A 12,157-nucleotide genomic window follows, 5' to 3' on the forward strand; every position below is an offset into this window, starting at 1 on the left:
AATCAACCTCATAGTTGGAGGTGAAATTCATCGTGAATCCTTGGTCATCTGCTGTAACGCCTTATGAATCCAGATCGCGGCAATGGAACCTTCACCCATCGCAACGGTTGCTTGTTCTGCGTGCAGGCCCAGATCCCCGGCAATCCACACATTAGTCGCTGCCTGCAAGCTGCGCGGATCGGCTTCCACATGTTTATTATCTGCGATTACAGCTCCCAGCTGCTCCGCCAGTTCATAGTGTACCCGGTTGCCTCCAAATGCGATAAATCCACGCTCCGACTCAAAAATCTGCCCATCTTCGGTCAGAACACCGGTGATATGGCCATCCTCAATCTGTTGTACTTCCTGAACAGCCGCTTCCAGATAACGAACTCCCGCCTCTTTCATGCTCCGATGCAGCTCTGCAGATATGGGAGCCTGCTCATGATTGATATATAACAGATCATTCGTACGCTGAATTAAAATCATCGCCATATTGGCACCTGGTTCGCCAGATCCCAATAGTACCGTACGTTGATCCTGAATCTCATAACCATCGCAATCAGGGCAGACATACACCGTTCGGCCCAGCGTAGGGGTTAGTCCCGGAATGTCCGGAACTCTATCCGTGAGCCCCGTTGCCAATAACACGGTTTTGCTCCTATATTCAGTTCCTGAAGTACCGAACAATTGGATCATCTCTCCATGACGTCCTGCTTTAACAATACGGTCTTTCTCAAAAGATACACCGGTCCGCTCTGCCTGCATCCTGCCTCGTTCTCTAAGCTCTTCACCGGATACCCCATCGGGGAAACCGAGGATATTATGATAAGTCCGGCATAACGTCGATCTGCCTTCTCCCGCGTCGATTACCAACACCTGATGAGCTGAATAACGTCCAAGCTGAATGGCTGCCTGAAGCCCTGCGAGCCCTCCACCTACAATTATGCAATCAACCTCTCGCATGCTCCTTCTCCTCCTGAACTTCCATTTATCTAATTTAATTAAACAGTTTGTCCTTATATACATTAAACCGTTCATCCAAGCTTAAACGATTCCTCATATTCCTTATCTTATACCAAAATAAACAGGCCCAAACCATCCGTAGGAATCACGGTGAGTTTGGGCCTATAAGATTTATGATTACTTAGAAGTTATAAGATTCAAATCGCGATGCATTCGAGATGGCGTTCCATACATCCGCTGTTTCGCCGCCCATATACCAGTAAGCCAGTCCAGCAATTTGCCGTTGCTCACTCATTAACACTTTGGCTGATAACGAACGACTGTCCTCTGCCCATATATATCTTGGCTTACCATTACTGTTGTACCCGATAATATATTGAACCAGACTTGCATCCCATCGTCTTACAGATCCCGTAGCATGCGCACGCATTCCCTGGTCTGCCAGTGTAATGTCCCAAGAACTGGTTGCCGGATTCACGGAAGACCAGTCTCGTGTATATAACGGAAGGGCCAAAATTGTTTTGGCACGTACCACCTCGGAGAGCATGGTATCCAAAGCCTTTTCTACCCATGGAAGAGACGCCACTGATCCTGCTTTCGGATCACCGTTCCAGTGTTCCTCGTATCCCATCAGCACCATATAATCCGATACAGCGCCCAGTTTGGCATAATCAAATGCATCCGTCCAATCAGTACCCAGGTCGGGCGAAACGTCCACGGACACCACAGCACCGAGTGCGTGCAACGTAGCCGTCAAAGAGGTCACAAATGCCGTCAGCCCTTCACGATCCGCAGGATCAACATTCTCGAAGTCCACATTAATGCCGTCCAATTTATAGGTTTTGACATAAGCGGCTACCTGTGAGATCACTGCCGCTCGGTTGGCTGAGCTGGATAACATCTGATGGGTAAGTGCCGAATCGGAACGATTCCCAAGTAATGGCCATAGCTGCCTGTCGGTGGCTGATGCCCAGGAGATCAATGCAGGGTCCGCGTGATCTGTTACTTTCATACTGCTGTTCAGGAAAAACCAGCGTGGGACAAGTGTGTTGACCTCAGACTGTTCCACTTGTTTCTTGAATTCAGTTGTAGTGGAGTTATATTGCCAGCCCAGCTGAACGCCAAGTTCATCCCCACGTTGTAACTGCTCAGACCATGTTTTCTTTTGTAAAATGGCATCGAGCATTACGGCTGCTTCTTCTCGCGTTACCTGGTCATGTGGTCGGAACACGCCTCCACTTCCCCGCATTAGTCCAAGTTGATATACCGTCTGAACATAAGGACGTGCCCAGTCTGAGATATCTGCTGCGTCAAAATACGTTGAAGATAAGAGTGATGTCTCTACGGGTTGTTGTTTTAACATTCGAACAAGAAGGGCAGCCGCTTCTTCGCGCGTAATAGAAGCATTAGGCTGGAACGTTCCCTGACCCTTACCCTCCAGAATAAAAAGATTCGTCATGGCGGCAACATTGCCGTAATACCAAGCATTCATGCTTATATCCTGATAGGGATTAATATTATTTTTAACGGGCTTCAAACCTAGTAATCTCACCGCAAACGTCGCAAATTCTGCACGAGTAACGGCTTTCTTCGGTTCAAACGTAGTCTCTGACGTACCGGCAGCAATGCCTTTTGCCACCAGATGTGTAATGGCATCCTTGGCGTAACTGGTGTGCGTATCCTGAAACTGTTGCTGCACGGTTGCGGCCTGAACGGTAGAGCTGTATCCAGCCACCGATCCAAGTGTTAATAACCCGCATAAAACCGTTTTCCATATCCGTTGGTTCGTTATGTCTTTTAATCTATTATTCACATTAAAAAGCCTCGCTTCATTGGATTACGATCAACTATCATCGTATCAAATTGAAGCGAGGCCGTATGTGGTTAAATGTTGGGAAATGCGAAGCTTACTTGTGTACTTTTACGCGCTCTTCAATTGGTTGGAATTCTTTCTCACCCGGTGTTGCCGTTGGTTTACCAAATGGCATTTGAGCGATCAATCTCCAGTTCTCAGGAATGCTCCATTCTTGCTTCACTTTCTCGTCAATCAACGGGTTGTAGTGCTGCAAAGATGCACCCAGACCTTCTTGTTCCAGAGCAGTCCAGATTACCAGTTGCAACATACCGTTGGATTGGTTAGCCCAGATTGGGAAGTTATCTGCATAAGCTGCAAAATTTTGTTGAAGCTGTGCGATCGCATTGTTATCTTCGAAGAAGAGAACCGTACCATATCCGCTGCGGAATCCAGTCATTTTTTCTGCTGTGGATTTGAAGGCTTCTTCATTACCTACCACTTCACGCAAAATTTCTTCTGTGTGATTCCACAATTTATCATGTTGTTCACCGAGCAATACAACGGCACGGGATGTTTGTGAGTTAAAGGAAGTTGGTGTATATTTCACCGCTTCTTCTACGATTTCCTGGATTTTAGCATCCGAAATTGTAGATTCCTTGCTGATTCCATAATAAGATCTTCTGTTTTTCAACGCATCAAAAAAAGTTGTCATTCTTATTCGCCTCCCAAAATTTTTTTTTCAATTGCCAACACAGTAACTATAATATAGTAACATACATTAGTCAACAAACTAATTTATTTTCACTAAATATACATTCACTGAAAACATTTCAACAAGTTTGCCCAATACAGCAATCGAAATTATCCTTCGCCCGTCTTTTTACGATAATCCGCCCGATATTTCTCTTCCGTAGACGAGTTACTTTTTGTCTGATCTTTATTCTTCTCTTCCTGAGCTTCCATATTCAGATCTTCCATCGGAATTGGATCTACGGTCTGTTCTTCTTCATGTCGGTCAAGCAGACTTTCGCGCTCTGTCTTATATTGTTCAGGATTGTCACGGGATTGTTCCTGTTGGGTATCGTTGTTATTCTGATCCGGTGTGCGCTGTTTCATTCATATTCGCCTCCTCTGGGTTCATTACCTTTCTTTACCTGTTCTGCGTGTCCTCTAAACACAGTGGGATGCATTCCTCAAACAAAAACCAACAAAAAAAGCCAACCAGACAAGCTGGTCAGCTCAAAGACGACTTCTATGATTGGCGATGCAATTGGGTACGGTACAGATCAGGCGAACATCCCACACTTTGTTTGAACATCCGACTAAAATGAGAAAGGCGTTTGAAACCGGACAATCGACTTGCTTCTGTCACGGTGATCTCAGGCTGAAACTGAAACAAAAGCTTCGCCTGATTGATACGGCGGTCATACAGGTATTTGAATATCGTCAAACCTGTCATTTCCTTAAACATGCCTGCCAGATATGGCTTGGACAGATGTAATTCCAGTGCCAGATCATCCAGACCAATGTCCTTCATATAATGGGTATCCACATAACGAATAATGTGTTGGACATGCCGCTCCCTCTCCGATGAGGGAAGTTGTTCCTGGACATCACCCTGGCAGATCTCTGCTACAAAATACAACAGATCACACAGTCTGACATTCATTCGCTCTTGCCTGAAATTGCTCTGACTTTGAGACAGACGATGAAGATCATGCAATAGAGATTCGAATTCAGAGCGGTGATCTCCCTTCAGATTGACCCGGCAATTTCTGAGTTCTTCAAATGGTCTCAGGACCTCAGCCATACGGTCCGGATGCAGGCTGCTGCGAATGGCAGACGGATCAAAATGCAGTGTGCTTCGCTCATAAGCACTGCCTGGCTTCGGATGTGGTCGATGAAGAGTCAAGCCATGCATTAACACCAGATCACCCGGCTCCAGGTTATATACCCGGTCTCCTATGATGTAGGTACATTCTCCATCATGAAAATAATAAATCTCATAATGTGGATGTGAGTGGAATCCATCTGACTTGCCTGGGTTAAATATGCTGGTGGATCGGTAACTATACTCCAGTGAAGCACTAAATTGCATCATGCTCGGCACATTCATGCACCTCCTGTTCGGAAGAGGGAAACGATTTGTGTCATGCCCCTGTAGGATATATGAAAGTGAAATTATAGAATCTGTTTAATACTTTCTTGAATCTCGTCGATGGAGTCGATAGGTTCGAAGCGTTTGACCACACGACCCTCTGCATCAATCAGGAATTTTGTGAAATTCCATTTGATTGCATCGCCGTGTAACCATTCCGGTGCCTTCTCAGCCACCATTAATTTCAATAATTTGGCCTGTATATCTGTTTCATCAAAGCCAGCAAAAGGCCCTGATCTTTTCAAAAAGTCGTAGAGCGGGTGCGCCGCTTCTCCATTCACATCCAGTTTGGAGAACATCGGAAATTTCACACCATAGTTAATCTGGCAAAAGGACTCCGCTTCCGAACTGCTTCCAGGCTCTTGCTCTGCAAACTGGTTACACGGGAAACCAATAATCTGAAGTCCTTGATCCTTGTACTGGTCATACAGCTTCTGCATGTCATCAAACTGGTGCGTATATTTACATTTACTTGCCGTGTTTACGATGAGCACAGGTTTTCCTTCATATTGATAGAGTGGGAAACGCTCTCCACTGGTTCTGGTTACGGTAAAGTCGTAGATGGTTGGCATAAGTCTAGTGCACCTCGCGATAGTTATGTAGTCATACAGCATCATATGTCATTGTTAATTATATACGAAGTTTGAACTATTGTATCGCGCAAGATAAGTTACTCTCCCTTTCAACAGAAAACCCTTCTGCCGCGAAAATCTCTTCGTTCAGCAAAAGGGTTATTATATGGGATCACAGTGACAGCAGCTTCAGCCCTTCACGGCACTTCCGGCCACGCCCTGAATGATATAATGCTGACCCACGAGGAAAACGATGATCATCGGAATAATGCCTGCCGTGGCAGCGGCCATCATGCCGTTGTAATCCACATTATTCTCCAGAATAAAGTTCTGCAGTCCGAGCGGAACGGTGTACAAGTCTTTGTCGATCAGGAACACAAGCGCATTCTCATAGTCATTCCAGTGCCAAGAGAAATCAATAATGGCCAGTGTAGCCAGCGCTGGCTTCGCCAAGGGCAGAATCAGCCTGAAGAATATGCGCAGGTGACCGGCACCGTCGATGAACGCCGCTTCCGAGATCTCTGAAGGCACGGACAGGAAGAATTGCCGTAGCATAAACACCCCAAAGATCGTGAACATTCCGGGCAGGATCAATGCCCAATGCGTATTATATATGCCGACCCATTCAAACATCAGGAACTTCGGTACAAAGAGTACCTGCGGAGGCACCATCATCATCGAGAGATAGATCAGAAACAGTGTCTCCCGGCCTTTGAATTGAATACGTGCGAAGCCGTAGGCTGCAAAAGCCGAGAGAAATACAGCTCCGACCGTACTAATTAGCGATATTTTCAACGAGTTCAGATAATACGTCGCAAAGGTATCCGCTCCGCTCCAGACCTTAATGTGATGCTCCCAGTTCAGGCTGGAGGGTATCCACTGGATGGGATAGGTGAATACGTCCGCAGGAGATTTGAACGACGTGCTGATCATCCAGATGAACGGCATAACCATCAGCAGGGCAAACCCGGACATCAGAAGTGTCAGTATGATTTTTCGAATCTGGCTCAAGGACTCCATGCGGACTTTAACTTTAGGTGAATGTGGAGCTGTGGGCTTCGCATTCGCGGCAATTTGTTTCTCCATAACGATCCCTCCCCTCCTTAATAGTGAACCCAACGTTTCTGACCGAGCCACTGCAAAACAGTGAATATCATGATGATGGCAAAGAGTGCCCAGCTTATGGCGGCAGCGTATCCCATCTCGTAATATCGGAAGGCATTCTGGTAGATAAAAAGTGACAGGACGGTTGTGCTGTTCCCCGGCCCACCCTGGGTAATCGCTTGAATGATACCAAAGTTTTTGATCGTCATAATCAGCCCCGTAATCAGCAGCAAAAAGGTCGTTGGACTCACAAGCGGCCAGATCACTTGGCGTATCGTCTGCCAAGGACGGGCTCCATCTATCCGTGCAGCCTCAACCAATTCCTCCGGAATTTCCTGCAAAGCGGCCAGATAAATAATCATGTTGTAACCCAGCATGAACCAAATCCAGATGATATCAATCGCATACATGGACCATTCGGTTGTTGATAACCAGCCGGGAGGGTTCGTAATACCGATTCCGCGCAAGAAACCATTAATCGGTCCCGACGTTGGCTGGAACAGAAGCATCCAGACAAAGGCGATGGCAACGCCGCTAGTGATATAGGGCATGAAATAGAGGGCACGAAGCGTTTTTTGCCAATACACCGACTTGTTCAGCGCCACCGCCACGATAAATGCCAACCCCATCGATACCGGAACCGCTAACAGAAATACAAATGTATTTCGCAGCGCCACGCCAAACAGATCATCATTCAACATCCGGCGGATATTGTCCAGCCCGACGAAATTCGTCTCCGGGCTCATGAATTTGTAATCAGTGAACATGAGATAGAACGAATAGACAGCCGGTATAATAAAAAACAACAGCACGCCAATCATATTGGGCCCAATAAACAGATACCCGAGTCTGCTCTGCCGTTTCATCCAGGATTTATGCATATGCTCCCCCACTCCTTAACATCTGTTCTGGAATTAAGCATAACAAGATGTCCTCTAACATTTAAGGAACATAACCCTGTACCTGATATCACAGATATATGTATTTCGGCAGTGCCTTTCGGGAGGAAAACAACATGGAATTGTTCTATTGCTTATATAGAAAAAACCGCCCCATTGGGACGGCCTTTGGACTCATTGCTTTTGCAACCTATTGATTCTGCTTCAGCCAGTCATTATGGCGTTTGACCATGTTCTGTACCGTTACTTCGGCAGTCTGGTTACCGAGGAAGAACTTTTCATACTCCTGTGCACGCAGATCGACCACTTCCTGCGCAATGCTGCGGACAAACGTAGGTGTCTCGTCACCGTACAACACAAATTCCAGAGACTCTTTATCATAAGAATCGGCATAATCGCCAAGCAGATGATCGATCGCAGTCTGTTGATCAACCGCATTGGAGGAAGGCAAACGTCCACCCGCAGCCATCGGCATCATTCCCCCATCGGCGTACCATTTCAGGAACTCCCATGCGGCTTCTTTATTTTTCGACTTGGAATTAATCGCAATAAAGTCACCAAGTCCTCCACTCTTCACCATATCTGCTTCTTGTGCAGCCAGTCTCGGTACAGGGGCAAAGGCAATTTTCCAATCCCGAGGGAACTCGGTCATATTGTTTGATGTGCGGATCAGCCATTCGCCGATATTAATCATGGCAGACTCACCGCCAAGGAACATGTTCTCCACCGGCATTTTGGAAGTCAGCTGCTCTCCGAGCGGAGGGGTGGTTGCATCCTCCTTCATCATTCCGTTCAAAGTCTCCAGCCATTTAGTGACGAGCGGATCATCTAGGTTGGAAGTGCCGTCTGCCTTAACATAACCGTTCTTCACCAGAACGGAATCGAGCGGGTCTACATAGGAAGCGGTATGTTGCACCAATCCGTACTTGAAGCCAGCTGTCTTCAGTTTGAGTGCATATTCACGGGCTTCATCCCAAGTCCAGGCTGTTGGTACGCTCAGTCCCGCTTGATCAAGCGCTTTCATATTTAAAGCGAAAAAGGCAGCGTTTTTCTTGGTTGGCATCCCGTAATATTTGCCGTCCACTTTCCAGGAAGCCGCATCTTCACCCATTTTCTCATCAATGTTGTAATCGGTGAACTCGCCCAGATCCAGTGCTGTCCCACCCTTGATGCGTTTATCCAGATTTGTGAGGGTATAGTTGACATACAGATCAACGTTCTGCCCGGTGGACAGCGCTGTATCCAGCTTCAGATTGCCATCATCATCATTCACAAACCGAACATATTCCACCTGAATATCAGGATGCTCCGCATTCCAGGTATCCACCACTTCCTGTGGACCATTCTCGGGCGGCACCGCGCCCCACATGGTGAGCTTCACTTTTCCCCCTGCCGCTCCACCTCCGTTATCTCCACCGTTCGTCTCATTTTTACCTACACAGCCGGCAAGCAAGCCCAGCATCAGCGCACCTACGATTAATCCCGTTAATCCTTTTTTGATTCTCATCTGGTCACATGACCTCCCTGAATTTAAGTGTACCTTCCGTTACATCGTAGCAGGGACCTTGCTGGGTTCATAAGATACATATCCATGATTCGGATTGAACAAAAATACGGATTTACTTGTGCTTGCCTGAGCACTCGGTACACATATTCCTTCTACTCATCCTGTGAGTCACGAACGATGGCGATACTGGCTGGGCGTGCAACCGGTCCAACGCTTGAATATTTTAATGAAATAATTATCACTTCCGAACCCTACCCGGTGACCAATCTCCTGTACAGGAAGGTCCGTCTCGCGCAAGTATTCAGCCGCTTTCTCCATCCGTACCCCATGCAAGTAATGAATCAGGGTATGGCCGGTTTTCTTTTTGAACAGAGCACTCACATAATTCTCGCCCATCATCACATATCGTGACATGGATTTGACGGTAATGTCCTGGTCGTAATGCTGCCCGATATACTGAATTATTTTGCTAATCTCCGGATGTTTCACAATCGGCTCACGAACAGGTGTAAATGGAAGATCCGTATCAGACTGGGGCGCAGAAGAGACCGTAAGAGAATCAGGCGAAACAGGCGTTGATGTGAGAACCGGTGTGGAAGGTGGCACTTGATGATGATCTGTCTCTGTCCGGGCTTCAGTCGAAGCTCCCAGTTCTGCACTTACTTTACGGAGTGTATCACGCAGTGAATTCACACTCATGGACAGTTTCAAAATATAATTGGAAGCCCCGTATTCCATTGCACGGCGTACATATTCGAACTCCCCCATACAGGTGAGCATGACAAATTTGGTTTTTAACCCGGCCTGACGGGTCTGTTTGAGTAATTCCAGACCATCCATACCTGGCATGACAATATCGGTCAGTACCAGATCCGGTGTATCCTGTATAATCATCGCCAGCGCTTCGGTCCCATTACCGGATTCCCCGATGACCGTGAAGCCCAGCTCTTCCCAGGAAATAATCTCTCTCACCGACTCTCGTACGAATACCTCATCCTCTACAAGTAATACTTTCCACATGCCAGATTCCCCTCTCCAGTCGTAGGGCGTTTCTCAAAACTCGCGAAGTGCATCTTTTACCGCCTTTTCGCCCCATGCTTCGTCACTTTCCCTTGACGTGCCTCGGCACGCCTGCGGAAAACTTCCTTGCTCGGAACGAAAATTCAGCAAAATCTGCTTCCTTCGGAGTTTTCAGACACGCCCTAGTCTGATCGCTTCTGTAAGTAAGGCGTCGACAATAAAAAAGGAATGCTGAACCTCACTAATGTCCCCGGCTTGGTATCAATCACTTCAAGTTCACTTTGGCCTTTGAACAATAATCGCAATCGTTCCTTAAGGTTAGACAGACCAATTCCCGGACGTGTGCGGGTCATCTGCTGACGCCGGGATTCCTCCATTCCAATTCCGTTGTCTGCCACCTCCAGCATCAGCTTTCCTGTGTCTTGCCTGTAAATTCCGATGCGGATCTGACCAAGCTGCTCCAGTGGCCCGACACCGTGGTGAATGGCATTCTCCACCAGTGGCTGCAAGCTCAGCTTGGGCACGAGCGCATACTCAAGTTTTTCTTCAAATTCACAAGTCACCTCAAAGCTATCACGGTAACGAATCCGCTGGATATGAAGGTAGGCTTGAACCAACTCAATCTCGTCCTTCAGGTATACCAATTCGACCTGTGAATTCAGGCTGACCTCCAGTAATTTGCCCAAGGAAACACACATCTCGGAGATCTCTTCATTCCCGCTGCGGATCGCACTCCATTTCATTGTATTCAATGTATTCAGGAGAAAGTGCGGATTCATCTGGGCCAGGAGCATATGAAAATGTACCGCTTCCTTCTGGCGTTCCTCCGCCTTGAGTCTGTTGATCATCTGATTGGCATCATCCAGCATCGTATTGAACGTACGGGTCAGTTCCAGCACTTCTCCGCGGCTGCGGCCTTCAGGGATACGGACCTTGAGGTTTTTGCGTACAACCTCCTTCATCTGGTTCTGCAGATGTGATAAAGGCCGAGTGAACGTCGCCGAGATCATAAAGGCCATGAGCACAAATGCTGCTGTGAAGCCAAAAAACGTTAAAAAATAGCGCTGCTTAAGCCCCGATATCTCCGTAAACAACACAGCTAGTGGAATACGATTTACCATGTACCAGTCCAGTGACTCGATGTATACGTAGTTAATCAGCGTATCTGAATCATTATCCGTCAGATAGGCCTCTGCCGGATGAAGTGCAATTTCCCGGGTCACGTCTGGGGAAAGTACCGCTTTTTCGGACGAGCGGGCAATCGTTTCCCCATTGCCAGTAATCAGGAAATACTCCTGATTGCTCTGCGAATCCTTCAGCATAGACTGAAACCAATACGAATAATCGATGCTGATCCGTGCCATTCCGTACCTTTTGCCGCCACTGTCCTTCATATACGCATAGAGGGACAAGAGATACGGGCTGGAGGATAACTCCCGCAGGACATGGTTGGTATCCCGGGCATCCCAGCGGTAGAGCAACTCTTCTGATGGAAACGAGTTTGAATCAGTGTTGCCCTTGATAAAGGTCATTTCTCCAAGATGCTTGCGAAATTGTTCCCGATAAGGGCCATAGGCCAGAGCTTTTTTGGGCAAATACGAAGTGTAAACGTTATCATGAAAATCTAACAGCGTGAAGTACACGGAAGGATTATATAGAAAAAAGCTGTTGTTGATCATCTTGAACTTCTCTTCCACCAACGACTTATTCTCAAGCGGAGAACGATTGTCTGGAGAAGTCAGGACGTTTCTTACGGCTGAATCCTGTTCCAGAAAAATCAGGGTTTTGAATGCAATACTCATCTGGTCCTCCAGAGAACCATACATCTGCACCAGTTGCTCGTGGCTCTGTTCGCTGATTTTTTGCTCAACCAGAGATTCGATCTGTCCATAGTTGTAGACATTAAGTACGCTGAATGGCAGCAGAATCAACACCACAAACGCACCAAACAGCCGATACCTGAGCTTATGCGGCAAAAAGGTCTTCCAGTCGGGCTTTGTCATCCCCTCAGCGCTCCTCCTGCAATTATTGAGATCATTATACCATCAGTTCCCCCGCTTCGGCCGGGGCCGGGCTCATTCGCATGGATATGTGATACCAGTTGCCAGGGAAGGGATAGAGATACACAGATTTGTTCTATTGCATTAAAAAAACCGG

11 protein-coding genes are annotated in these 12,157 nt (G+C 47.1%); all 11 read right to left on the minus strand.

Going from position 1 to position 12,157, the window contains the following annotated elements:
• Positions 1 to 27: 27 nt before the first annotated feature.
• The 11 genes from MHI01_RS06180 to MHI01_RS06230 all read right to left on the minus strand — a co-directional run bounded on the left by MHI01_RS06180 (position 28) and on the right by MHI01_RS06230 (position 12,003).
• Positions 28 to 945, minus strand: coding sequence for an NAD(P)/FAD-dependent oxidoreductase (locus MHI01_RS06180; protein WP_282321736.1), 918 nt, complete (start codon positions 943 to 945; stop codon positions 28 to 30).
• 181 nt (positions 946 to 1,126) lie between these two features.
• Positions 1,127 to 2,758, minus strand: coding sequence for an S-layer homology domain-containing protein (locus MHI01_RS06185; RefSeq protein WP_253507756.1), 1,632 nt, complete (start codon positions 2,756 to 2,758; stop codon positions 1,127 to 1,129).
• A 94-nt stretch (positions 2,759 to 2,852) separates the two neighbouring features.
• The gene (locus tag MHI01_RS06190; RefSeq protein ID WP_340982769.1) at positions 2,853 to 3,452 is read right to left on the minus strand and encodes a nitroreductase family protein; all 600 of its coding nucleotides are present in this window, start codon (positions 3,450 to 3,452) and stop codon (positions 2,853 to 2,855) included.
• A 149-nt stretch (positions 3,453 to 3,601) separates the two neighbouring features.
• Positions 3,602 to 3,856 carry a hypothetical protein gene (locus MHI01_RS06195; RefSeq protein ID WP_340982770.1) on the minus strand — a complete coding sequence of 85 codons (255 nt, stop codon included), beginning with the start codon at positions 3,854 to 3,856 and terminating at the stop codon, positions 3,602 to 3,604.
• Between the two features lie 136 nt (positions 3,857 to 3,992).
• Positions 3,993 to 4,841, minus strand: coding sequence for an AraC family transcriptional regulator (locus tag MHI01_RS06200; RefSeq protein WP_340984831.1), 849 nt, complete (start codon positions 4,839 to 4,841; stop codon positions 3,993 to 3,995).
• Between the two features lie 80 nt (positions 4,842 to 4,921).
• Complete coding sequence (locus tag MHI01_RS06205; RefSeq protein WP_047842608.1) at positions 4,922 to 5,470, minus strand: glutathione peroxidase; 549 nt, start codon at positions 5,468 to 5,470, stop codon at positions 4,922 to 4,924.
• 189 nt (positions 5,471 to 5,659) lie between these two features.
• Entirely contained in the window at positions 5,660 to 6,556 is an 897-nt protein-coding gene (locus MHI01_RS06210) for a carbohydrate ABC transporter permease (protein WP_373888064.1), read from the minus strand.
• Positions 6,557 to 6,573: 17 nt separating this feature from the next.
• Positions 6,574 to 7,455, minus strand: a complete 882-nt coding sequence (locus MHI01_RS06215) for a carbohydrate ABC transporter permease (protein ID WP_036670532.1) — start codon at positions 7,453 to 7,455, stop codon at positions 6,574 to 6,576.
• 208 nt (positions 7,456 to 7,663) lie between these two features.
• On the minus strand, positions 7,664 to 8,980 hold the full coding sequence (locus MHI01_RS06220) for an ABC transporter substrate-binding protein (RefSeq protein WP_047842606.1): 1,317 nt from the start codon (positions 8,978 to 8,980) through the stop codon (positions 7,664 to 7,666).
• 168 nt (positions 8,981 to 9,148) lie between these two features.
• Positions 9,149 to 10,000, minus strand: coding sequence for a response regulator transcription factor (locus MHI01_RS06225; protein WP_282321739.1), 852 nt, complete (start codon positions 9,998 to 10,000; stop codon positions 9,149 to 9,151).
• 182 nt (positions 10,001 to 10,182) lie between these two features.
• Positions 10,183 to 12,003, minus strand: coding sequence for a cache domain-containing sensor histidine kinase (locus MHI01_RS06230; protein WP_340982771.1), 1,821 nt, complete (start codon positions 12,001 to 12,003; stop codon positions 10,183 to 10,185).
• Positions 12,004 to 12,157 lie beyond the last annotated feature (154 nt).

The organism is Paenibacillus sp. FSL M7-0656, assembly GCF_038003225.1.
Lineage (GTDB): Bacteria > Bacillota > Bacilli > Paenibacillales > Paenibacillaceae > Paenibacillus > Paenibacillus amylolyticus.

Bases quoted from the DNA above. Each gene is read 5' to 3' on its own strand.
- MHI01_RS06180 (WP_282321736.1), bottom strand. From the start codon at position 945: ATGCGAGAGGTTGATTGCATAATTGTAGGTGGAGGGCTCGCAGGGCTT.
- MHI01_RS06190 (WP_340982769.1), bottom strand. From the start codon at position 3,452: ATGACAACTTTTTTTGATGCGTTGAAAAACAGAAGATCTTATTATGGA.
- MHI01_RS06195 (WP_340982770.1), bottom strand. From the start codon at position 3,856: ATGAAACAGCGCACACCGGATCAGAATAACAACGATACCCAACAGGAA.
- MHI01_RS06200 (WP_340984831.1), bottom strand. From the start codon at position 4,841: ATGATGCAATTTAGTGCTTCACTGGAGTATAGTTACCGATCCACCAGC.
- MHI01_RS06205 (WP_047842608.1), bottom strand. From the start codon at position 5,470: ATGCCAACCATCTACGACTTTACCGTAACCAGAACCAGTGGAGAGCGT.
- MHI01_RS06210 (WP_373888064.1), bottom strand. From the start codon at position 6,556: ATGGAGAAACAAATTGCCGCGAATGCGAAGCCCACAGCTCCACATTCA.
- MHI01_RS06215 (WP_036670532.1), bottom strand. From the start codon at position 7,455: ATGCATAAATCCTGGATGAAACGGCAGAGCAGACTCGGGTATCTGTTT.
- MHI01_RS06220 (WP_047842606.1), bottom strand. From the start codon at position 8,980: ATGAGAATCAAAAAAGGATTAACGGGATTAATCGTAGGTGCGCTGATG.
- MHI01_RS06225 (WP_282321739.1), bottom strand. From the start codon at position 10,000: ATGTGGAAAGTATTACTTGTAGAGGATGAGGTATTCGTACGAGAGTCG.
- MHI01_RS06230 (WP_340982771.1), bottom strand. From the start codon at position 12,003: ATGACAAAGCCCGACTGGAAGACCTTTTTGCCGCATAAGCTCAGGTAT.